This is a genomic window from Streptomyces sp. YIM S03343, from assembly GCF_054729195.1.
In genome coordinates this window covers 80,401-102,195 of the sequence record NZ_JBPUKX010000001.1, presented here as the reverse complement: position 1 = coordinate 102,195, position 21,795 = coordinate 80,401, and the positions used below count along the sequence as shown (strand labels likewise).

At 68.9% G+C, this 21,795-nt stretch carries 24 protein-coding genes and 2 pseudogenes; 17 read left to right on the top strand and 9 right to left on the bottom strand.

The genetic code is table 11. The annotated features are described in order from the left end of the window. Positions 1–11 precede the first annotated feature (11 nt). The 6 genes from ACSYGN_RS00490 (at position 12) to ACSYGN_RS00465 (ending at position 3,802) form a co-directional block, all read left to right on the top strand. The gene (locus ACSYGN_RS00490) at positions 12–1,061 is read left to right on the top strand and encodes an aldo/keto reductase (protein ID WP_460390667.1); all 1,050 of its coding nucleotides are present in this window, start codon (positions 12–14) and stop codon (positions 1,059–1,061) included. Continuing rightward, positions 1,058–1,369, top strand: a complete 312-nt coding sequence (locus ACSYGN_RS00485) for a hypothetical protein (RefSeq protein WP_460390665.1) — start codon at positions 1,058–1,060, stop codon at positions 1,367–1,369. The genes ACSYGN_RS00490 and ACSYGN_RS00485 overlap by 4 nt, the downstream gene beginning before the upstream one ends. Then, positions 1,327–1,767 carry a hypothetical protein gene (locus tag ACSYGN_RS00480; protein ID WP_460390663.1) on the top strand — a complete coding sequence of 147 codons (441 nt, stop codon included), beginning with the start codon at positions 1,327–1,329 and terminating at the stop codon, positions 1,765–1,767. Before ACSYGN_RS00485 ends, ACSYGN_RS00480 begins: the two co-directional genes overlap by 43 nt. Positions 1,768–1,778: 11 nt before the next feature. Next, complete coding sequence (locus ACSYGN_RS00475) at positions 1,779–2,813, top strand: SDR family oxidoreductase (RefSeq protein WP_460390661.1); 1,035 nt, start codon at positions 1,779–1,781, stop codon at positions 2,811–2,813. Positions 2,814–3,345: 532 nt separating this feature from the next. Beyond that, the gene (locus ACSYGN_RS00470; protein WP_460390659.1) at positions 3,346–3,615 is read left to right on the top strand and encodes a DUF6233 domain-containing protein; all 270 of its coding nucleotides are present in this window, start codon (positions 3,346–3,348) and stop codon (positions 3,613–3,615) included. Continuing rightward, the gene (locus ACSYGN_RS00465) at positions 3,581–3,802 is read left to right on the top strand and encodes a hypothetical protein (protein ID WP_460390657.1); all 222 of its coding nucleotides are present in this window, start codon (positions 3,581–3,583) and stop codon (positions 3,800–3,802) included. Before ACSYGN_RS00470 ends, ACSYGN_RS00465 begins: the two co-directional genes overlap by 35 nt. Positions 3,803–3,993: 191 nt before the next feature. Here the strand turns inward: ACSYGN_RS00465 and ACSYGN_RS00460 are convergent. Further along, positions 3,994–5,129: pseudogene (locus tag ACSYGN_RS00460) on the bottom strand (phosphoenolpyruvate carboxykinase (ATP)). Positions 5,130–5,209: 80 nt separating this feature from the next. Between ACSYGN_RS00460 and ACSYGN_RS00455 the strand changes: the two are divergent. The 4 genes from ACSYGN_RS00455 (at position 5,210) to ACSYGN_RS00440 (ending at position 7,906) form a co-directional block, all read left to right on the top strand. Continuing rightward, on the top strand, positions 5,210–5,923 hold the full coding sequence (locus ACSYGN_RS00455; protein WP_460403125.1) for an ATP-binding cassette domain-containing protein: 714 nt from the start codon (positions 5,210–5,212) through the stop codon (positions 5,921–5,923). Beyond that, positions 5,923–6,711: an ABC transporter permease gene (locus tag ACSYGN_RS00450; RefSeq protein WP_460390655.1), complete on the top strand. Its 789-nt coding sequence runs from the start codon at positions 5,923–5,925 to the stop codon at positions 6,709–6,711. The genes ACSYGN_RS00455 and ACSYGN_RS00450 overlap by 1 nt, the downstream gene beginning before the upstream one ends. 727 nt (positions 6,712–7,438) lie before the next feature. Next, entirely contained in the window at positions 7,439–7,672 is a 234-nt protein-coding gene (locus ACSYGN_RS00445) for a hypothetical protein (protein WP_460390653.1), read from the top strand. A gap of 99 nt (positions 7,673–7,771) precedes the next feature. After that, positions 7,772–7,906 (top strand): DUF6300 family protein, encoded by a 135-nt coding sequence (locus ACSYGN_RS00440; protein WP_460390651.1) that lies wholly within the window; start codon positions 7,772–7,774, stop codon positions 7,904–7,906. Between the two features lie 112 nt (positions 7,907–8,018). On the opposite strand, the gene ACSYGN_RS00435 is transcribed toward ACSYGN_RS00440, so the two are convergent. Next, the gene (locus ACSYGN_RS00435; protein ID WP_460390649.1) at positions 8,019–8,513 is read right to left on the bottom strand and encodes a MarR family transcriptional regulator; all 495 of its coding nucleotides are present in this window, start codon (positions 8,511–8,513) and stop codon (positions 8,019–8,021) included. A gap of 54 nt (positions 8,514–8,567) precedes the next feature. On the opposite strand from ACSYGN_RS00435, the gene ACSYGN_RS00430 reads away from it, so the two are divergent. Then, entirely contained in the window at positions 8,568–9,173 is a 606-nt protein-coding gene (locus tag ACSYGN_RS00430; protein WP_460390647.1) for a non-oxidative hydroxyarylic acid decarboxylases subunit B, read from the top strand. A 1-nt stretch (position 9,174) separates the two neighbouring features. Then, positions 9,175–10,644: a UbiD family decarboxylase gene (locus ACSYGN_RS00425; RefSeq protein ID WP_460390645.1), complete on the top strand. Its 1,470-nt coding sequence runs from the start codon at positions 9,175–9,177 to the stop codon at positions 10,642–10,644. A gap of 457 nt (positions 10,645–11,101) precedes the next feature. Here ACSYGN_RS00425 and ACSYGN_RS00420 read toward each other — a convergent pair whose 3' ends face one another. Continuing rightward, complete coding sequence (locus ACSYGN_RS00420; protein WP_460390643.1) at positions 11,102–12,073, bottom strand: SDR family NAD(P)-dependent oxidoreductase; 972 nt, start codon at positions 12,071–12,073, stop codon at positions 11,102–11,104. A gap of 63 nt (positions 12,074–12,136) precedes the next feature. On the opposite strand from ACSYGN_RS00420, the gene ACSYGN_RS00415 reads away from it, so the two are divergent. Further along, complete coding sequence (locus ACSYGN_RS00415; protein ID WP_460390641.1) at positions 12,137–12,709, top strand: TetR/AcrR family transcriptional regulator; 573 nt, start codon at positions 12,137–12,139, stop codon at positions 12,707–12,709. Between the two features lie 278 nt (positions 12,710–12,987). On the opposite strand, the gene ACSYGN_RS00410 is transcribed toward ACSYGN_RS00415, so the two are convergent. The 5 genes from ACSYGN_RS00410 to ACSYGN_RS00390 form a co-directional block, all read right to left on the bottom strand. Next, a complete protein-coding gene (locus ACSYGN_RS00410) occupies positions 12,988–13,248 on the bottom strand; it encodes a hypothetical protein (RefSeq protein ID WP_460390639.1) in 261 nt (86 codons plus the stop codon). Positions 13,249–13,278: 30 nt separating this feature from the next. Further along, on the bottom strand, positions 13,279–14,205 hold the full coding sequence (locus ACSYGN_RS00405; protein ID WP_460390637.1) for a hypothetical protein: 927 nt from the start codon (positions 14,203–14,205) through the stop codon (positions 13,279–13,281). 341 nt (positions 14,206–14,546) lie between these two features. Continuing rightward, positions 14,547–15,098: a hypothetical protein gene (locus ACSYGN_RS00400; RefSeq protein WP_460390635.1), complete on the bottom strand. Its 552-nt coding sequence runs from the start codon at positions 15,096–15,098 to the stop codon at positions 14,547–14,549. Positions 15,099–15,200: 102 nt separating this feature from the next. Beyond that, positions 15,201–15,830 carry a TetR/AcrR family transcriptional regulator gene (locus tag ACSYGN_RS00395; RefSeq protein ID WP_460390633.1) on the bottom strand — a complete coding sequence of 210 codons (630 nt, stop codon included), beginning with the start codon at positions 15,828–15,830 and terminating at the stop codon, positions 15,201–15,203. Positions 15,831–16,016: 186 nt separating this feature from the next. Continuing rightward, positions 16,017–16,679, bottom strand: coding sequence for a TetR/AcrR family transcriptional regulator (locus ACSYGN_RS00390; RefSeq protein WP_460390631.1), 663 nt, complete (start codon positions 16,677–16,679; stop codon positions 16,017–16,019). Between the two features lie 126 nt (positions 16,680–16,805). Here ACSYGN_RS00390 and ACSYGN_RS00385 point away from each other — a divergent pair, with 126 nt between their 5' ends. The 3 genes from ACSYGN_RS00385 to ACSYGN_RS00375 all read left to right on the top strand — a co-directional run bounded on the left by ACSYGN_RS00385 (position 16,806) and on the right by ACSYGN_RS00375 (position 19,928). Then, complete coding sequence (locus tag ACSYGN_RS00385) at positions 16,806–17,921, top strand: alpha/beta hydrolase family protein (RefSeq protein ID WP_460390629.1); 1,116 nt, start codon at positions 16,806–16,808, stop codon at positions 17,919–17,921. A gap of 180 nt (positions 17,922–18,101) precedes the next feature. Further along, on the top strand, positions 18,102–19,028 hold the full coding sequence (locus ACSYGN_RS00380) for an IS5 family transposase (RefSeq protein ID WP_460403123.1): 927 nt from the start codon (positions 18,102–18,104) through the stop codon (positions 19,026–19,028). Positions 19,029–19,631: 603 nt separating this feature from the next. Then, on the top strand, positions 19,632–19,928 hold the full coding sequence (locus ACSYGN_RS00375) for a hypothetical protein (protein WP_460390627.1): 297 nt from the start codon (positions 19,632–19,634) through the stop codon (positions 19,926–19,928). Here ACSYGN_RS00375 and ACSYGN_RS00370 read toward each other — a convergent pair. Beyond that, positions 19,918–20,244 (bottom strand): transposase, encoded by a 327-nt coding sequence (locus ACSYGN_RS00370; protein WP_460390625.1) that lies wholly within the window; start codon positions 20,242–20,244, stop codon positions 19,918–19,920. The two genes, ACSYGN_RS00375 and ACSYGN_RS00370, sit on opposite strands and share 11 nt — an antisense overlap. Here ACSYGN_RS00370 and ACSYGN_RS00365 point away from each other — a divergent pair. Further along, a pseudogene (locus ACSYGN_RS00365) lies at positions 20,237–21,594 on the top strand (cellulose binding domain-containing protein). The gene ACSYGN_RS00370 and the pseudogene ACSYGN_RS00365 overlap by 8 nt on opposite strands. The last annotated feature ends 201 nt before the right edge of the window (positions 21,595–21,795 follow it).

Sequence of the window (21,795 nt, the reverse complement as noted above, 5' to 3'; positions counted from 1 at the left end):
TAAGGAGCGTCATGTATTACATCAAGCTCGGCACGACCGGCCTCGACGTATCCCCGATCGCGATAGGCGCTATGACCTACGGCGAGTCCGACCGCGGGCACCCCGTCTGGTCCAAGGGCGAACAGGACGCACGCCCGCTCATCAAGCATGCGCTGGAAGCGGGGATCAACTTGTTCGACACCGCGAACATGTACTCCAACGGTTCCAGCGAGGAGATCCTCGGCCGCGCCCTGAAGGACTTCGCCGACCGCGACGAAGTGGTGATCGCGACCAAGCTGCGCCACCCGATGCGGCTGGGACCCAACGGACGCGGCCTGTCACGCAAGGCGATCATGACCGAGGTCGACCACTCGCTGCGCCGCCTGGGCACCGACTACATCGACCTCTACCAGATCCACCGCAACGACCACTCCACCCCCTGGGAGGAGACCCTCGAAGCCCTCAGCGACCTCGTCAAGGCCGGCAAGGTCCGCTACCTCGGCGCCTCGTCCATGCACGCATGGGAGTTCGCCAAGGCGCTGCGCCTGCAGAAGGAGAACAACTGGGCGCGGTTCGTGTCGATGCAGAACCACTACAACCTCCTCGCCCGTGAGGAGGAGCGCGAGATGATCCCGCTGTGCCTGGACGAGGGCGTCGGCACGATCATCTGGTCGCCGCTGGCCCGCGGCCGCCTCACCCGCGCCTGGGACGACGCCCGCTCGACAGTGCGCGCCGAGACGGACGGCGCCTACGCGGACACGCTCTACTCGCCGGCCGAGGAGGCATCCAACCACGCGATCATCGACGCGGTCGGGCAGGTCGCCGCCGCCCACGGCGTCAGCCGCGCACAGGTCGCCCTCGCCTGGCTGCGCCGCCAGCCGGTCGTCACCGCGCCGCTGGTCGGCGCCGGCTCGGTCCGGCAGATCGACGAGGCCGTGGCCTCCCTCGACATCGAGCTCACCGACGACGAGGTGCGCGCCCTGGAAGCCCCGTACACCCCCCGGTACGACTGGCAAGGCGTCTCGGACGAGGCCGAGATGGAGGCCATCCGCCAGCGCGTTCCCGGAATGGCTCTCTCATGAACCCCATCGTCCGCTCCGGCGCCGCTGCCCGCGCCGGAGCCCTCCTCATCCTTCTCGGGCCTCTCGTATCCTGGGTCGCCGAGTTCATCACCGCCGCCGCATGGCAGGACCCGCCGTACTCGCCCCTATACAACTGGGTCAGCCACCTCGGCCTCACCGGCCCGCTGCAGACCGCGTTCGGACAGGTCGCCAACTCCCCCCTCGGCGCCGTCATGGACACCGGCTGGGTCATCTACGGCACCCTCCTGATCATCAGCGTGTCCTCGTGTTCGACCCTCGCAAGGGCGCCCGCCCGATCATCATCGTGAGCCTCGCCGTCCTCGCCGGTGTCGGAGTCTCGCTCGTCGGCATCGTCCAGGGCTCCAACGCCAACGTCGACAACGGCCTGATCGCCTTCCACACCGTCGGCGCGCAGGGCGTCATGCTCACCGGCAACATCATGGCGATCGCCGTCGGAACCGGCGGAACCCGCATCGGTCTCACCAGGGGCCTGTCGATCGCGAGCACCGCGCTCGGCACCGCCGGACTGATCGCGTTCCCCCTCTTCATCACCGACGTATTCACCGGCTGGATGTGGAACATCGGCCTGTTCGAACGCGCTGTCATCTACCCGATCATGATCGGCCTCGGAAGCAGCGTGGCCGCCACCCAGCGCCACCGTGCGACGCACCCGCCGGCACCCCTTACCGCACGAGCCGAGAGCTGAAGGAGAGACAGATGACACGAGTACTGGTCACCGGAGGAACCGGATTCATCGGGAGCTGGTGCATCCAGGCCCTGCTCGACGCCGGGCACACCGTCCGCACCACAGTCCGCGACCTGCACCGCGAGCCGGCACTGCGCTCCTGGCTGCACGCGGCCACACCGTTCGACGACGACCGACTCACCGTCGTACGCGCCGACCTCGAACACCCCAAGGGCTGGGACGCTGCCGTCGCCGACTGCGACTTCGTCCTCCACGTCGCCTCGCCAACCCTGCGCCACACGCCGACCAACAACGACGACCTGGTGGTCCCCGCACGCGAGGGCGTCCTGCGGGTGCTGCGCGCAGCCCGCAACGCCGGTGTGCGCCGGGTCGTCCTGACCAGCGCCTTCGGCGCCATCGGGATCGGGCACCCCCCGCGCTCGACCCCGTTCACCGAGAAGGACTGGACAGACGTCGACAGCGACATCCCGCCCTACCAGCGGTCCAAAACACTCGCCGAACGCGCCGCCTGGCAGTTCATCCAGGACCAAGGCGGTGGCCTGGAACTGGCGGCGGTTCATCCCGTGGGGGTCCTTGGACCCCTGCTCGGCCTGGACGACCCGCCATCTCTGCGTCTGGTCCGCAGGATGCTCGAAGGACAGGTTCCCGCGTGCCCTCCCTTCGGGATGGGCTTCGTCGACGTGCGCGACGTCGCGGATCTGCACCTGCGCGCGATGACCGATCCGGCAGCCGCCGGCGAACGCTTCCTGGCCATCGCCGGGCACAGCCTGCGCGTCATCGACATCGCACGCATCCTGCACGACCGCCTCGGTGAAAGGGCCGCGAAGGCCCCGACCCGTGAACTGCCCGTGTGGGTCGCCCGCACACTGGGCATCGTGAACCCGGAACTGCGCCTGCTCAAGCACCAGCTCGGCCGGGATCTCGACGCCACAAGCACCAAGGCGGAGAAACTCCTCGGGTGGCGAGCGCGTCCCATCGACGACACCATCGCGGACACCGCCGAGAGCCTCCTCGCCCACGGCATCGGGACATCGACCGCCTCGTAGCCAACCGACGCGACAACCCTGCGCACCGAAAAGGCGTCGAACCAGTGACGCGGCGCGACAGGTATCGCTGGCCCCGGACCCGCGCCGACGTGCGGTCCGGGGCCGCCCGTTTGCCCGCTGGGTGGGCCGGGACGAGAAACTCCCGGCCGTCATGTCGACACGTTCCGGAGCCGCCCGTCCGTCGTCCAGGTGACGGCGTCAGCGTCACGGCCAGTTAGAGGTGGCCCTGCCCGTCGGCAGGGCCATGATGATCAGTCCCGTTCGTGCCTCGGGAAGCCTGCTGGCCGGCACCGCGGGAGCATGTGGCGCACCCCCGACCATCCCGTCGGCGCCACCCAGACAGGCCGGCTTCCGACCGTAGCGCAGCCCCGCACCGCATGCCGAGCTGCTTGACAGGCCCTGATTCCGCAGAATGCGGGTGTAGCACGCCCTGTGGCTGGCACGCATCGACCGCAGGATCGAACGGCTCCTGCAGCGGCAGGCCGAGCAGGAACACGGTCGGCGGACAAGGCCGCAGACGCCCGAGTGGATCGTGGAGCTCGGGATCGGTGTCGGCCGACCGCCCACGCAGGTCCACCGGGGCACCTGCCACCTGGCGGGCAAACGGCGCCGCCCCGTGGGACAAGAAGAGGCGCGCCGGCTCCTCGCCGACGGCACCGGCGCCTGCACACACTGCCGACCCGACACCGACCTCGGGATCACCGGCTTAGCCCCCGAAGCGGGACACGCCAGCCGTCCCTCCGGCCGCAGAGGACGTCGGCAAGCCGATGGGGGCCAGCCCTCCGCTCCGGGACTGGGCTGAGTCGCCGCCGCCGCTGATCCGGCGTGCTGCGGGCCTGGAAGCTCTGCGCCATGAGAACCCCGGCCTGTCCTGGCACACCCTGGGCAGCCACTTCCACGACTCCCGGCCCTTCTGGGCGGCTGCGGGCACCGGCGTGCCGGGCCGCTACCAGCAGCGCGACACATGCCCGCACGTGCCCGACGGGTGAGCCCGGCCCGGCTCGCCCGCCCGGGAGCGCTGAGGCCCTCACGCCTCCAGCGTCGGAGACTGCGGCTCCCGCCGCATCCGGGAAGGTGCTGCGGCGAGGCACTCCAGCCGTCAACGGCGCCCGGGCAGGTGTAAAGGAGCCCCGGCCGGCTGCGGGTGAGGTGCAGGCCGATCGGGGCTCGGGGTCGCAGGTCAGAGGCTGTCGGAGAGTTTGGTGAGGAAGTCGGCGTTGGCGCCCGCGTCGTGGCCGAGGACGACCTGGTGGTGCGGGAGTGCGGCGAGGCGGTCGGCGACGTCTGCGCGGGCCAGGTCGCTGCCGCCGCCGTCGATGCCCTGGGCGAGGCCGAAGTGGTCGGGGTAGCGGTCTTCGGTGGCACCGCTCATGAAGTCGCCCTCACGAAGGCTGCGTTCGCCCTCGGTCAGAGCCGGGGTGGCGGTGGGGTCGATGCGGGGGAACAGCAGCGCGGCGGCGCGGCCGCTGGTTGCCAGTTGAATGCCGAACCAGTCGGCGAACTGGTCGGGGAAGACCTGGACCTTGCGTTCCCGCTTGCCGCCGGGCTCCCACAGCGGTTCGCGGTTTCCAGCGAGGAGAGCGTCGGTGACGTCCTGGTGCTGGGTGGGGTGGAGGTGCTCCCCGGCCTGGAGCCGGTCGCGGACCGTGTCGTACAGGCCGAGGGCGTCCAGCAGTCCCAGCCCGATGGCCGCTGCGGAGGGCCAGGGCAGTACGCGCAGTTCGGTGTCGATGCGCTTGATGAACACCCGGTCGTTGGCGAGGAGCTGGGCGCCGCGCAGGGCCATCAGCAGAGCCGTGGTGGTCTTCCCGGCGCCCTTGTCGCCGAAGGCGGGCAGGGCCCGGCCGTCGCGGACAGCGGCGGAGGCGTGCAGGAGCGTCCAGCCGTCCCGCAGCAGGGTCGCGCGGATCATCTCGCGGGCGATGCGGGCAGCGGCCAGCGCCACGGGTTCGGGAGCGTGCCCGCAGACGGCGACGTGTCCGCCGAACTGCTCGGAGCGGTGGGCGAGCTGTTCGTCCGGGGAGACGGCGGTGATGGTGCCGGTGCTGTCGCGGGCCAGCAGCAGGCGGGGGCCTTGGCGTAGGTGGCCGCGTGGTGCGGCACGTACGCCAGCCGCGCGGCCAGGTCGGTGTACGCCTTGGTGTCGACGTCGGCGGTGACCAGGGGCCCGGCGCAGACGCTGCCGGCGGGGACCTCGAAGGCGTTCCACCACGGTCCGAAGTAGCGGCGGGACCAGTCTGTGACGAAGGCGGTGTTGCTCAGGACGGTCACGCTCGCGTCCGCGGCCTTCAGCCGGATGGCGGTAGGGGTATTCACGTCGTCTCCAGTGAGTCGGGTACGGGGTCGGACGGCCGCAACGCTTTCCTCACCGAACTGCTGGTCCGCCAGATCCGGCACTGCAGCATCGTGGACTTTCGCCCGCCACGTCGTCACCGGCACCGGCGGTCCGGCCGGCTACGGCTTCGAGGCGCGCGGCGGCACCGCCCTCCGCCGTCCTCGACCAACCCACCATCCGCGCCGTCCTCGGCCTGGATACCCCGGACGCTGGCCGCGCCCTGGTGGACGGCGTGACCTACCGCCAGGCCGAGCAGCCGCTGCGCCGCGTCGGCGCGCTCCTCGACGCCGGAGCCGTCCACCGGGGCCGTGCGGCGCGTGTGCATCTGGCCGCACTCGCGGCCACCAACCACATCCGGCGTAGCCGGGTCGAGGAGGTACTCGCGCTCACCGGCCTCGTCGATGTCGCCCACCGCAGGATCGGCACCTACTCGCTCGGCATGAAGCAGCGGCTGGGCATCGCTGCCGCACTGCTCGGAGACCCCCCGGTCCTCATCTTCGACGAACCCGCCAACGGCCTGGACCCGGAAGGCATCAGGTGGATCCGGACCCTGATGCGGTCGCTGGCCGCCGAAGGGCGCACCGTCTTGGTCTCCAGCCACCTCATGAGCGAGATGGCCCTCAGCGTCGAGCATCTTCTCGTCATCGGACGAGGACGTCTGCTCGCCGATGTCCCGATCACGGACTTCGTTCCGGTCGGCGCCTCACTGGAGGACGCCTACCTCAACCTCACCGAATCCGCCGTGGAATACCGGACCGAAGGAACGGGACACTGATGCCCACCGCACTGACAGGTGCCATGGCCGGCGAGGTCATCAAGCTGCGTTCCCTCCGCTCGACCTGGATCACCGCTCTCATAGCCGTGGCATTCGGCCTGGCGCTGAGCCTCATGGACGTCGCCCACACCGCGAGCGCCTGGCCGCACATGGCAAAGGCCGATCGGGCCCAGTTCGACCCGGTGGGCGACTCACTCTCCGGCTTCGCCTTTGCCGTCCTCGCCTTCGGCGTCCTCGGCGTGCTGGGCGTCAGCAGTGAGTACACCACCGGACTGATCCACTCGACGCTGACCGCGACACCCCGGCGGGCACTCGCCTACACCGCCAAGACCCTCGTCATCGGCGGATTCGCCTTGCTGCTCGGCGAGCTGACCGCGTTCACCAGCTTCTTCATCGGACAGGCCGTCCTGGCCAGGCAGCACCTAGACGTCGGCCTGGGCACGCCAGGCGTGCTGCGCGCCGTGTCCTGTGCCGGGTTGTACCTGTTCGTCGTCACCATCGTGGGCTACGGCCTCGGGACCGTCATTCGGCACACCGCCGGAGCCATCGCCGCGCTCTTCGCCCTGGTCTACCTCGGCTACGGCGCGGCAAAGGCGGTGGAAGGCTGGTCCCACCTGCCCAGCAAGCTCATGCTGAGCAACGCCGCTGACACCCTCGGCCAGCTCCACCCACACCCCCTCTACCCGGAACGCGCCCCCTCCCTCTCCTTCGCCCTCTTCGACCCTGCCCTCTACCTCGCACTCGCCCTCGCCTGCGGGGCCTGGCGCTTCACCCGTGACGCCTCATAGACACGCCGTCCGATCCGCAGCAGATATCTCCGCCCTCCATGCCAGGCCCATCACACGCGACATATGCCGCACCGGGCAGCAGGAACGGGCAGCAGAAATGGCGGTCGCGATCAGCTGCGACGTCTCCACGTTCGAAGAAAGCAGCTACACAGATCGAGACCGGGATCATCACCTCGACAAGTGAACAATCAGAGGGGAGTTGTCCTGTCGCAGTTCATCTGGCGGGTAGAGGGCTGCTGACCTGCTGGCGTGCCATGTCGTCTGAGAACGTTGCCTCGCGGCGTTCTCAGACGACATGGCTTTCGCGGACGACTGGACGGTAAGAATGTCAGCGCAGCCGTCCTGCTCGTCGGCCAGGGTGCCCGTGGTCGTCCGGAGACGGTGCTGTGGTTGGTGGTGGCGCTTCCTCGGGCAGCAGGCTCCAACCGAGGTGCGCCGTGAGGAACGTGGCGATCTCATCCGCTTCGGTGGACTCCGCCGGCAGGTCATACTACGGTCCTCAGCCGAGATCTTCTTGCCGACGGCGAGCCTACGCGCCGCTGTTCGCCACTATGCCGCGCGTCGGCAAGGTCAGCCTCGGCCAGGTCATCGGCGAGATCGGTCCGATCCTGGAACGCGCCCAGACCTGCGAGCAGCTCATCGCTGAAGGGGTGTCGTCCCGGTCACGCGCGCCTCGAGCAAGTCGCGCACAGTCGCCTTCCGCTTCGCGACGAACCGGAGAGCCCGCGTGGCGCTGACCACGTTCGCCGACAACAGCCGGCACGCCAGCGACTGGGCGGCCAAGATCTACAACGACGCCCGGGCCCGCAAGAAGCGCCACCCCCACGCCATCCGCATCCTGGCCCGTGCCTGGCTCCGCGTGATGTGGGCCTGCTGGCGCACCGGAACCTGCTACGACCCCGCCATCCACCAAGCCAACAACAAGATCAGCACGACCGCCGACACGCCTCTGGCGGCATAGAGGTTGACTCAGGAAACTCATGCGGTTCCTCCTCGACCGCGGCCGTCTCGACCTCGCCCCGCCACCACGAGGTCACAACAACACGCCGTTCAGCCGGACATGTGCCCGGCCTGCGACGCCGACCGCCCAGCCGCTGGCGCCTTCGTCCGCTGGTATCAGGACGCAGGCCGTGACCCGAAGCCCCTGGCCTGTTCGAGGACTGGGAGAAGGAGACCGTGGCCCGCACTCCCCTGACGCGGGGACGGATCGCGGCCGTTCCCGTCACACCTCACCCGAACGAGGGGGCGCCGTTCGGGCAGCGGTTCCTGGACACTTCGCCCCACACCTGAAACGGCACGTCCGGTGGTCAAGGGGTGGCGTTCGTGGAGCCGGGCAACGGGGTCTGTTCCAGAGTGTCGGCGAGGGCGCGCAGCAGTTCCACGAACTCCTCCAGACCGCGCTGGCCGAAGCGGTCGGTGAGCTGCTGGTACATGGTGGCGAGCTGGGTGTAGGTCTCCTCGAGGAGGCGCCGTCCGGCTGGGGTGAGGGTGATGACGCGGCGGCGGCGGTTGTCGGGGTCGGTGTTCTTGATCACCAGTCCGCGGGCGTGCATCCGGTCCAGCAGGGGAGTGAGGGTCGAGCGGTCGATCGCGGCGCGGGCGCCCAGCGCTGACTGGTCGAGGCTGCCGTCCTCGGAGAGTACGGCGAGTACGGCGAACTGAGGGTTGGTCAGGTCGGGGGCCAGTCGCTGCGAGAGCGCGGTCCAGGCCTGGGTCGCGCGTCGCAGCTGGTGGGGAAGTGAGTCCCGTAGACCGGGGCGGATCTGGGGTCCGGGGGGCGTGGTGATTGCGTGGTCCGTCATGGCCTGAGTATATTCAGTGGACGGACATTCCGTATACTGAATGTGGAGCTGAGCATGCGGTTGGTCGTTGGGATGACGGGTGCCACCGGCGCGGTGCTCGGTGTGCGCCTCCTCCAGGAACTGCGTGGGCACGACGATGTCGAGACCCACCTGGTGATGAGCTGCTGGGCCCGTGCCGCGGCGGAGTTGGAGACTGGGCTGAGCGCCCGGCAGGTCGTCGCGCTGGCGGACGTCCATCATGCCCCCGACAACCAGGGCGCGACGATCTCGTCCGGTTCGTACCGCACCGACGGCATGGTGATCATCCCGTGCAGTATGAAGACGCTGAGCGGGATCCGGGCCGGCTACGCGGACGGACTGGTGGCGCGGGCCGCAGACGTGACGCTCAAAGAGCGGCGGCGGCTCGTCCTGGTGCCCCGCGAGACACCGCTCGGCGAGATCCACTTGGAGAACATGCTCGCGCTGGCCCGGATGGGCGTCTCGATCGTGCCGCCTATGCCCGCCTTCTACAACCATCCGGCCTCGGTGGACGACATCGTCGACCACATCGTGGCCCGCGTACTGGACCAGTTCGGCATCGAGTCCGGCAAGGTCAGGCGCTGGCAAGGGATGGGCCGCCCCAGCCGACCCAGCGAGGAATCCGAACAGGAGACTGCCTGACATGGCTCATCTGACCGACCTGCGTGAACTCATCGCCGCCCTGGAATCCCTCGGCGACCTCAAGCGCATCGACCGCGAGGTGAGCGCGGACCTGGAAGCCGCTGCCATCACTCGCCTGTCTTACGAGCGACAGACCCCTGCGCCGCTCTTCGAGAACGTCGCCGGCGCCGAACCCGGCTTCCGGCTCTTCGGCGCACCCGCCGCCTTCAGTGCGGCGCCCGGCAAGCCGCTGGCCAGGATGGCGCTCTCGCTCGGCATGCCCGCCGAGGCCACCGCCGCCGAACTGGTGGACCGCCTGGCCCGCGTCCGGGACCTGCCCCCCGTACCGCCCAAGGAGATCGCCCGAGCGGACGCCGCCTGCAAGCAGCACGTGCTCACCGGCGACGCCGCCACCCTGGACCGCTTCCCAGTGCCGCGGGTGCACGAGCAGGATGGCGGGCGGTATGCCAACACCTGGGGCGTCATCATCGCCCAGACCCCGGACGGCGCCTGGACCAACTGGTCCATCGCCCGGATCATGATGATCGACGGCAAGCACATGACCGGCATGGTCTCCGTGCACCAGCACATCGGAAAGGTCTGGCAGCAGTGGGCCACCCTCGGCAAGCCCATGCCCTACGCCCTGGTGCAGGGCGGCGACCCGGCAGTCCCCGTCATCGGCGGCATGGCGATCCCGGCCGGGGCCGACGAGGCAGGCTTCATCGGCGCGCTGTACGGCGAGCCTATCGAGGTGGTCAAGGCCGAGTTGTCCGACCTGCTCGTCCCTGCGAGCGCGGAGATCGTCATCGAGGGCCACCTGTCAGTGGAACGAAGCGGCGTTGAAGGCCCGTTCGGCGAGTTCGCCGGATACGTGCCCGACGAGACCGGCATGGAGCCGGTCTACACCGTCGAGGCCATCACCCACCGCAGCGACCCGATCTGGCCGATCGTGCCCGAGGGCCGACCGGTCGACGAATTGCACACCGTCACCGGCACCGGCTACGCCGCCGAGATCCTCGCCGCGCTGCGTAGCGCCGCGCTGCCCGTGACAACCGTGTGGTGCCCGCCGCGGGCTGCCGCACACTGGACCGTGATCACGGTGCCCGCCGACTGGCGCGACGCCCTCCCGGGCTTGGACACCCAGGAGTTCACCCACCGCATCGGCAAGGTCCTCAGCCGCACCCGCTCCGGTCGGATGACCCCCACAATCTTCGTCCTGGACGACGACATCGAACCGGCCAACGACGACGACCTGTTGTGGGCAGTGGCCACCCGTATCCACGCGCCCCATCGGGCCGAACCCTGGTTCGGTCCGATCATGCCGCTGATGATGTCCTACACCTCTGTCGAACGGCACATCGGCCACGGCTCGGTCGTCGTCCACGATGGCCTGCAACCGGCCCCCGGCGCGGGCCGCATGCCGCACAGCTCCTTCGCCCAAGCATACCCGGCCGACATCCGCCAACGCGTTCTGGCCCACTGGGACGACTGAGCCAGCATGAATGATCATGTCCAGGTTGGTGCGTATACAAGCTGCTGGAGACCACCGACCTGTCCCTCGAGGCGATCTCCAGGCGCTGCGGGTTTCGATAATCGGCGACAGTCGATTACCGGTAGTTCGTCAAATCCGGTGGTGGCGTGGGTTGACGGCTGGTCGGGCTGGTCGTAGGCCGGTGGTAGGAGTCAACTGCCTTGCTGGGGCTGAAGATGACTGCTCGTCGTCCGTGTCCGCCTGCGCCGGGGTCCTTGACGGGCCACTCGTCGACGACGCGCGCTGTTGGCCTGCACCGTACGGAAGGTCGCCTGCTGGCGGCGAGCAATACTCAGGCGTGTCGAATACCTCCAAGGGTCGTCACGCTTTGTGACGGGTTGCTAGGTCTTCTCTGTCGGATCGCTCTCGCGGGCGTGCGATAGGTTGCCTCGGTGCAGCTTGCTGTGGTGTCGAGAGGTCAGACGTGGAGCAGGTCGGTCGAGATGCTCCAGAGGCGCTTGGCGGTGGCGGGGTCGAGCGCCCATTCCTTGACACCGTGCGGGTGCTGTGCGAGGTCGGCGTCGTTCGGCACGGTGTAGGCCTCTTGTGCATCATCGAGGTAGTGGCCGCCGGAATGGGCGAACTCGGGGGCGACGGCCGCGACGATGCTGGTTGCGGCCCCCTGCTCAACCGTTTTGTACATGAAGACTCCGGCGGCCTCGGCCGCGTCGAGCGACGCCTTCTGTTCCGGCGTGAAGTTCCGTTGCAGTCCCGTTGCGATACCGCCGGGATTCACCGCGTTGGCGACGATACCGTCGGACGCCCATAGGTGGGTCGCCTCGACGGCGAAGAGGGAATTCGCCGTTTTCGACTGGGCGTAGGCGATCTGCGGGTCGTAGCTGCGGCGCGCGAAGTGGAGGTCGTCGAAGTCGATGCCGGACCGCATGTGCGCCGTCGAACTGACGGAGACGATCCGTGCTCCGTCGCGGTCGGCCGCTCCCCGGGCCAGGGCGTGGTGAAGGCCGGTGGCCAGCGCGAAGTGGCCGAGATGGTTCGTCGCGAATTGCAGCTCCCAGCCCTCCTGCGTCCGTTCGAGGCCACCGGTGACCACGCCGGCGTTGTTGATCAGCAGGTGAAGCGGGCCGCCCCACGCCTCGACAAACCGTGTAATGGTGGCCCTGTCGGCGAGGTCGAGCCGGACGACGCGGGGCCGGATCCCTCCGGTCGACTTTCCGATCGTCTCGGCGACGGCGTCACCCGCAGTCGTGTTCCGGACGGCGAGCGTCACTTCCGCCCCGGCAGCGGTCAGCGCACGAGCTGTCTCGATCCCGAGTCCGGAGGAAGCTCCCGTCACGATCGCGCGGACGCCGGTGAGGTCGATGTCCCGCAGCACCTCGTCCGCGGTGTTGGAGGAGGTGAAGGGCGTGCAGATGAGTCTGCCAGTGTTCATGGCGGCAACTGTACGCACTAGACTTGATTTGTATAGTTCGTTTCTCGCTCGTATGCTCGTTCCATGAGCAGTCCCGACGCTGGCCACCCGCCGTCGACAGTCGCTGATACCGGCCGTCGAACCATGGTTCTGGAGTCCGCCATGGCCACGTTCGCGCGATTCGGTTACCGGAAGACCTCGATGCAGGAGGTGGCGCGGGCGGCGCACATCTCCCGGCCCGGGCTCTACTTCCTCTTTTCCTCGAAGGAGACTCTGTTCCGCGCCGCGGCCACCCAGGCCTTGGATCGCGACATCACCGCTGCCGAGCAGGTCTTGGCCGACAGCAGCCGCCCCCTTTCGGAGCGCCTCCTCGAAGCGTTCGACCAGTGGGCGGGCCGCTACATCGGCCCGCTGACGCGCGAGGTCGCGACAGTTATCGAGGACAATCCCGACCTCCTCGGAGAGATCGTCCAGACCACGCCGCGACGTTTCGAGGAACTGATCACAGACGCGATCGCCGTCGAGTCAGGACGAGAGGCGGCCCTCCCTGTCGCACAGACGATGATCAGCGCATCGATCGGCCTCAAGCACCAGGCCGCATCCCGGGAGTTCTACCTCGAACGGCTGGCGGTCGCTATCAGTCTCCTGGTGCGCTGAAAACGCTCCCGGCATCCATTAGAACCACCCCCGCGGTCTCGGACAGCGACGGGCCGGACGGCTCATCGAGACCGACTCGGCAAATCAAGGTTGGCCGTCAAGTGCGGCGGCGCGCGGGACGCCGGCGATGAGTTCGGCGTCCTCGGCAGGCACGAGCGGATCGATCAGTGCGTGAAGGACTTGATCGGCTTGGGGCACCGGAGCTCCATCGTGAGGCGCTGGGTCGTCACCGTCGTCGCCCGATCCGCGGGCGAGAGCAAGGATCCGGGCGGAGTCGCTTACAGCGCGGGCAGGGGGTCGGCGGGGTCGTCGACGCCCAGGAGGAGTACGTGGTGTCCGACGGTCTCGGTGCTGCCGGCGGTGACCTTCTCGACGTCGAGGCGCAGCCGGATGCGCCCGGCGCCCTCGCCGTTGGCCGCGAGGCCGTGTTCCAGTTCGTCGTCGAGGCGGTCCGCCGCGGCCTCGGCCGCGGCGTAGTCGGCCAGACCGCGGGCGAGGAGTCGGCGGGTGGCGGTGTCGCGGAGCTGATAGCTGGGCATGGCAGATCGTCCTCCGGCTGGTAGGAGCGTTCAGGTGGTGGGATCGGTGAGTCGGCGGGCCGCGGTCACCGCGCGCGACCAGACGTCGGGGCTGCCGCCGTGCTCGCGGGCGAGGGAGGCGGCAAGCCCCCGGACATCGCCCCGCTCGCGCAGGGCGGCCAGGGCGACGGTTGCCCGCCGGTCTGCTTCCGTGCGGGTCGGCGCGGCCGCGGGGCGGTGCTCGAGGGCGTTGCGCACGACCCACTCCCAGGACCTCTGCGGCCCCCCGTACTGCACGCTGAGCTCCGCGGCCAGCCCCGGACTGTAGCCGTCGCGATCGATCGCCTCGCCGGCGAACCGCTCGGCGAGCTGCGTGGCGGTGAGCGGCTCGCCGCCGGCATGGGCGCTCAGCTCGGCCGCGAGGACCTCCTCGAGGGCCGAAGGCCTGCCGACGGGCGCCTCGGGCTGCGGTCCCGGGCGGCGGCCGGCCTTGCCGAGCTTGTCCCCGGTGCGCCCCCGGTCGAAGTCCTGCAGGTCGCCGACGCGGAAGGCCTGGATCATGCGGCCGGTGGGACCCTCGACCTCGCCGACGGAGTCCGGGAAGTAGCCGGGGTTCGCCTGCTGGTACTTGCGGATCGTCGAGGCCCCGGCGAAGCCCAGCAGCTCGGCGGCCAGGTTGATGGAGACGACGGTCTCCGCGTCGAGCTCGTACAGCTCGGGGTCGGCCTTGAGGACCTTGCTCGCCTTCTGCTCCTGGAACCAGGTGTAGAAGTCGCGGAACTGCTGCTCGTCGTAGAAGTCCTTCCCGTCGACCCGCTCCTTCTCCGGGTGACGGTGCTCCTCGGGCTGCTCGTCGCGCACCTTGTACCAGCGGGCTGCGGTCCCGACGCTGGCGCCGGTGAGCTCGCGGATCCAGTCGCGGTTCACCACGGCGCGGCCACCGACGAGGCGACGCTGCGGGTTCAGGGCCTTAGTCATTGCACCACTCTCCGGTTTTGGCTGCGGCTCTATACTGATGGCCTGCTCCTCTTCCGGAAGGCGCCCGCCTGCACCCGCGTCTCTTGCGGTAGCGGGCCTTCAGCCGCTGGCGGCGCTGTTCGGGGAGGAGGTTGGCCAGCGCGGCCCGGCCGATATCCCCGATCAACGACGTCGTACTGCCCCGGGCTGGCCCCGGGACGACGATGATCTGGTCCGCCGCGGCCTGGAACAGAACGGTGAAGCTCATCAGCTGGACGGATAGTCCCGGCCTGGCCGTCGTGACATCGCCGGCCATGCGGATCAGCGCCTGGTAGACCGTCAGCAGTGCGGAAAACTCCCGCTCAAGACCGGGGACACTGCGTGAACGCAGAACTCGCCCGTCCAAGATCGTGGACTTCAGCGAGAAATAGCAGGTCTCCGCCTGCCAGCGCCGGTGGTAGAGCCGCAGCAAGTCTCGTTTGCCGGGTGGCTTCCAGAAGATTGGTGAGCAGCCGCCACAGCTCCGTGCGCTGTGTGCCGTCGGCGAGGACGACGGTGAGCCACGCCTCGACCACCCGCGCCTCCACCTGCTGCCCGCTCGCCCTGGCACGGTGGCGGCGCGGCAGGACTGCGGTGAGGTAGGAGCCGTCGGGCAGGGGGCGGCGCACAGTCGGGCGCCGCTTGCGGGTCGAGCGCAGCACGAAACGGGCCCCGGTGTCCTGCACGGCCTGAAGGAAGTCGAACGCGTCGTAGTAGGCGTCGGCCAGCAGGAGCATCGACGCGTCCAGATGTCCCAGCAGACGGCGCGCGTAGGCGAGTTCGCCGACGTCGTCGGGTCCGAAGACCGCAGATCGCTCGAAGAAGGCGAGGGCCAGCACGAAGTACACCACGACGCGCGCCAGGAGCAGCCGCACCCGCTGCGTGCGGACACCGCCGACGCCGTCGTAGCCGACCTCGTCGGTTTGGCGAGGGCCTTGCCTGATCGCTGGGATGGCCGCTCGGCGCGTGACCGGCCGTCACGGGCTGTCGTCGGCCGGGGCGACCGGTCTGCGCCGACCGGTCGGTCCCCGCATCGCCGCGCGCAGGCCGGGGGTAGCGAAGTGCACCAGTTCGTCCACCGGCATCGATGCGATGGGGTTGATGGCGAGCACGTAGCGGACCAGGATCAGCCCGGCCAGCTGGGCGCCGAACGCGGCGGCTCGGGCGGTGGCGTCGACGCCACCGATCCGGTCGGCGAGTTGGTGGACCATTTCCGTCTGCAGCACGTCACGCAGCAGGCGTGCCACGTCCGGTTCGTGCATGGCGGCGTTGACCATAAGACGCAGTTGCTCACCCTGCACAGGGTCGTCCCAGGCGGCGACCAGCGTGCGCAGCACCCGTTCCGGCAGGGTGGCAGGGTCGCCGGCGATCGCCGCCTGCAACGCATCCGGGGGACTGACCGAAAGTGACAGCGCCGCGCCGAACAGTCCTTTCTTCGAACCGAAGTAGTAGCTGACGAGGGCCACGTCCACCCCCGCCTCGGCCGCGACGGCCCGCATGCGAAGCCCGTGGTAGCCGTCGGTGAGCAGTTGCCGACGCGCTACGGCGAGGATCTCGGCCCTCGTGTCCGGGTTACCGGCCCGCCGACCGCGGCGGCCGTTTCTCATCAGACCAGCACCCCCGCGTGTGCTGCGAAGACCGTATCGGTGCCGACAGCCGACGTGGTTGTTTGCCTCGTGAGCGGGTGCCGACGCGTCACGGGGACCATCTTCAGCTCAAGCCACCCCCACCACACCAACTACAAGCCGCGAAATCACAGCGGAACACTACGGCGACCACTGACAACCACGCTGTCAACCGCGGTCAGCTCCTTCGCCCGGCAGCGGAACGGTCTCAGGGCCGTAGAGGGTGTCCAGGATCCGGTTGATGTGGCGTTCGGTGTGGTTGGTGCCGGGTTCGAGGGGCGAACCGAGCAGGCCGGTGGACAGGCCCGGCAGAGCGAACGGCATCGCCCCCGCGGTGAGCAGGAACATCAAGAACGCCCGCTGGTCGAACTGGCGCAGGAACCCGGCTTGCTGTGCCTGTTTGAACAGCGGCTCCATCAGCGCGGCGACAGGTGCGTAGCGCTGCAGCAGGTATTCCAGGCGGCAGCCGCCGCGAACACCTTCGTACAGGGTCAGCCGCAGCAGGTCCGGATGGAGCGCGTTCACCTGAAGAAAGCTGCGTACCGCGGCGCGGGAGGCTGCCCGCGTGCCGGGCGGATCGCCGGCGGCGGCCCGCTCGGCATGTGGCGCGAGAGCGTCGCGGTACCGGCCGACCGCTCGGTCGACCACCGCCTGCCACAGCCCCTCCTTGGACCGGAAGTGGTGGCGCACCATCCCGTGCGCTACACCGGCCCGTTCGGTGACGTCCCGGAGGCTGGCTGCGTCGAAGCCGCGGACGGCGAAGATGCCTTGCGCGGCGTCCAGCAGGTCGTCGCGGGCGGAGTCGGATGTGAGGCGCGCAGGGTTCTCCATGTGGAGAGCATAGTGCTACTCTCCACTTGGAGAGTAGGTGGTCCGGCAAACACCGGCCACACGCCATGGCGTGACGTCAACGCCGCACTCCCCAAGCACGGCCTCGACCCCACCAGGAGGTGCTCCATGTCAGGGCTGACCCTCAAAGAGAAGATCTTCTACCGTCTCGTCTGCAATGAGGCCCGCGTCTACCGGCACTGGTACACGCGGTTTCTGCTCTCCGGTGTCGACCTGGAACGAACCCGCCGTGTCGTCGGGCGCGTGCACCGCTGGCACGACTGGTGCCGGGAATGGTACGAGGAGGGCTCCCGGCTGGAACTCATGGCTGAAGACGCCCTCGCCCACGGGAACCGTGAATGCGCCCGCAGATGGATGCACGAGGCGATCGGCTGCTTCCATGTCGGCCAGCATTTCTTCTACCTCGACGACGACATCAAGCAAAGGTGCCTGGAGAAGATCTGGTCGGTCTACCCCAAGGCGCTCACCCTGCACAACGGGCAGGGCCGACCGCTGCGGGCCGACATCCCGTTCCGCGGCACGACCATCCCCGCCTATCTGCGCTTGCAGCCCACTCCCGGCCGACCGCTGGTGGTCCAAGTGAACGGGCTGGACAACCTGAAAGAGGTCGAACAGCATGCGGTAGGGCAGATGTTCTACGATGCCGGCCTGAACACGATCGCCTTCGACGGCCCCGGCCAGGGCGAGATGTGGGCGTCCATGAAGGCGATCCCCGATTACCACACGGCGGTGAGCGCGGTCATCGACTGGACGGACAAGCACCACGGCGACCACATCGACACCAGCCGGATCGGCGCCATCGGCTTCAGCATGGGCGGATACTTCGCCCCCAGCGCCGCCGCCCACGATCCCAGGATCACCTGCGTCGTCGGCAACTGCGGACCCGCCGACCTGCGCTTCTTGCTCCCCGTCAGAAGAGCCAATCCGATCCTCATCAAGGGATTCCCGCACGCGGCCGGAACCGACACCTTGCAGCAGGCCGTCGACAAGCTCGGCTACGACATCGCAGACTCGCCGCGCCTGGACCGCCCGCTGCTCGTGCTCCACGCCGGGCAGGACCAGGTCGTCACCGGCGGGCGGCAGCAGGCCGAGAAGTTCATGAACTGGGCATGCGGAGAGAAGGAACTGAAGTTCTACCCGGACGGGGAACACGTCTGCACCAACTACCTCGACGAAGTGCTGCCCTACATGGTCGACTGGACACAACGGCACCTCGAGAGGTGAGTTGCGCCCGGATTCGCCCAGCGGATGGATCCGCGGGCCTGGCCCGATGCGCGACCTGGGCACCGTGGAGGAGATGGGTGATCGCGGCAGGGGCGGCGCATGAAGGCAGGGCCTCTTGAGTAGTTCGGGGGTGCGATCCCGCCCGAGCAGTTCCAGGAGGCCCTGTTGCCGCAGTCTTTCGTGCTCGCGTCCCTGGAGTCCAACGCACTGTCTCCGGCGTGTGACTGTCTCGCGCACAGGTTCGGCAACGCGGCGGACGGGCCGGACCGTGTTCGGTGTTACGGCTCAGATCTGACGGATGCGGAGTGGCGGGTCATCCGGCCGCTGCTGCCGGTCCCCGCGTGGCTGCAGGGGCGGGGCGGGCGGCCGGAGGGTTATTGCCACCGCGTGATGCTTGACGCGGTCCGCTACGTCGTCGACAACGGCGTGAAGTGGGTCAACCCGCCTGGGGATTTCCCGCCCTACCGGCGGGTGCACGCGTTCGCCCGCCGCTGGCAGGTGACAGGTCTGCTTGCCGAGCTCCACGACCGGCTGCGTGACAAGGTGCGTCAGCAAGAAGGCCGCTCGCCGGACCCGACGGCCGCCATCGTGGACTCGCAGTCACTGCGGGCAGCGGCGAACATTCCGCGCTCGACGTCCGGGTGGGACGGCGGGAAGAAGGTGGGCGGACGCAAGCGGCACCTGGTGGTGGACTGCCTCGGCCTGGTCCTGGCTGTCGCCGTGACCGCGGCGAGCGTGCACGACCGTGACGCCGCAATGCCCTTGCTGGAGCGGCTGCGCACCATGTACTTCTCCATCCGTCTGGTCTGGGCGGACGGCGGCTATGCGGGCCGGCTCGTCGACTGGGCGGCCGAGACGTGCCGGGTCGCTCTTGAGATCGTCAAACGCACCGACGGCACCACGGGGTTCGTGGTGCTGCCGCGCAGGTGGGTCGTGGAACGCACCCTGAGCTGGCTGATGCGCTCGCGTCGCCTGGTGCGCGACTACGAGACCTTGCCCGCCATGCACGAGGCCATGGTGCTGTGGTCCATGACCATGCTCATGAGCAGCCGCCTGGCCGGACGCCGCTCTGGCGCCTTCAGCCGACCGGTGCCCCGAGCGCAGTGAACACCCCCGGCTGCGTCTGGAGCGCCCACCCCGCTCCACCAGACGTTTCGCTTTCGACCGCAGCCACTCGACCTTCGCCGGGACCGCCTGAAGGCCCAGGGCCACGGCCAGCTGCTGACACCGCATTCCCTCCCGGGCCGCATCCGACTTCAGCACGGACATGATCCGCTGGTAGTCGGCAGGCAGGACCGCCGCGGTCATCCTCTCGGTCCGTCTGGGCACCACCGCCCCCGCCACCGGCTCCACGACCGCACACGGCGGCTCGGCCAGCACCTCGGCCACCGTCACGCGGGCATCTGCAAGGCGCTGAAGTGCGCGTTCTGCCTCGCCGAGGGCGGCCTGCACCCGCTCTGCCTCCTCCCGCAAACGTGCCACCTCTTCCCGGACCTTCTTCTCCCGGGCCTCCAGCAGACCGAGCACCGACGGCACCAGCCACCTCCGCAAGCGAGACGAACGGACAAACCAAGCCCATCTCTGCCGCCGCCAGCCGGAGTTCATGCCCAACCAGCCCGAACCAAACGATCACGTTCGGAAAGCGGATGGCGTCTAACGAACTACCGGTAACTGGTCAGGTGGTCAGGTCATGTTCTCAAGAGGTGAATCGTGAACCTCCGCTTGTTCGCCGGCGTGTCCGTGCTTGTGGTGACCTGCGGGCTGAGCGCGTGCAGTAGCTCCTCCGGTGACTTTGACGACAGCTCGGACGGGAACACCACCACCGATGTCCGGCGGACGCGCCACAGCGTCTTGGCCGAGTTCCAGAAGGGATTTGTGAAGCGATTCGCGACCGCTCACCCGGACATCAAGGTCCAGGCGCGGATCCAGGAGTGGGGTGGGATCGGCAAGAAGGCGGGCGTCGAAGCAGCCGACTCTGCTGCGCAATTCCCGTTGGTTATGCGGTGAGGTGGTAGCTGAGGCGGGTGAGGCGGCTGGTCCGGGGGCTGCCGAGGGGGTGTTCGCGCCAGTGGGCGTCGAGGCGGATGACGTTGATCGCGGTCGCGGAGAAGGCGTGCTGGAGACGGACCTTGGGCGGGCTGCGGTAGCGGGCCCGGCGGATGCCGGTGACGTCGAGGGCCTGGTTGATCGTCCCCTCGATGCCCGAACGGAGGGCGTATTTGTCCTTCCAGGTCTGGGCCTTCTGCTCGATGCGGGCGGCTGGCTGAGCGTCGCAGTATCCGCCACCGTCGCGGTGGCCATGGGCGGGCGCCGCGGTGCTCACCGTACTCCCGGCCCCCGCCAGCGCGGCCGGTGACGGGCTGAGTGTCCAGTGCCGTACGAGCGCCACCGGAGCCAGCGCCGATCAGGTCGAACCCTGGTTCAAGGCGACGAACACCGGGACCTCAAGCGTGCAGTTGAGCGATGTCAAGGTCCGCTACTACTTCAACGCCGACTCGGCGAGCGCGACCTACCGCTTCGCCTGTTCCTGGGCCGCCAAGGGCTGCTCCAACGTCACGGGCACCTTCGGGACTCTCGCAAACCCGACTGCCACGGCCGATCGCTACCTCGAGATCGGCTTTGCCCCCGGCGCCGGCTCGCTCGCCCCGGGCGCCGACACCGGCGACCTGCAACTGCGCTTCAACCAGTCGACGTGGGCGTCGGTGAACCAGAGTGACGACTACTCCTTCGGCGCCTCCCAGACGTCGTACGGCGACTGGTCCAAGGTCACGGCACAGCTGGCCGGCACCATCGTGTGGGGACAGGACCCCGCGGGCAACGGACTGACGGACCGGCCCACCGACCTGCCCACCGCCCCGCTGGCCGACGGCGCCACGCTGTTCGACGACTTCAACTACAGCAGTCACAGCGACCCGAAGATCTCGGCCAACGGCTGGAGCGTGCGCTCCAACTCCGGCGGCCCGGCGTGTCCGGCGTCGCCTGGGCGCCCGAGAACGTCACCTTCTCCACCACCAGCGGCAATTCGGTCATGAACCTGGAGACCTCGAGCGCCGGCACCGGGGCGAGCACCAAGCAGGCCGAGATCCTCACCAAGGCGACGAAGTTCAAGAACGGTACCTACGCGGCCCGGATCAAGTTCGCGAACGCGCCCAAGTACGGACCGGACGGCGACCACCTGGTGCAGGCGTTCTTCACCATCAACGACCTCAAGGCACCGATGGCCGACGACTACTCGGAGTACGACTTCGAGTACTTGCCCAACGGCGGCTGGGGCGAGTCCGGCAACATCCTCTACACGACGTCGTGGGAGACGTACAACCCCGATCCCTGGCAGGTCGTCAACCAGCACACCGAAGCTCGGCAGAGCTACGCCGGCTGGCACGACGTCGTCGTCACCATCGACAACAGCAACATCAAGTACTACATCGACGGGCAGCTCTTCGGCACCCACGATGCCAAGTACCTGCCCGAGCGCCCGATGTCGATCGACTTCAACCAGTGGCTGATCGACCTCGACGGTCAGACCTCGACCACACCGCGCGCCTACGACCAGCAGGTCGACTACGTCCTGCACGTCAAGGACAAGGTCCTCACGCCGACGCAGGTCGCCGCCAGGGTGACGGCGTATCGCAACGCGGGCACCACGTTCGAGGACACCGTTCCCAACAGCTGATTCCGTGGCCCGATGACGGGTCGGGAGATGACCGTGCACCCGGCGCACACGCGCCGGGTGCACGGTCATCCCGGGGCGCGGTGCCCGGTGCGCGCGGCGAGTGGGACTCCTCCCGCGCCCTCGAAGGGGCGGAAGAGCGTGCCGGGCGCCGCGACGGGGCGGACGCCGCACGGCCCGGGCGCCCGGTGGGGCGCGCGGACC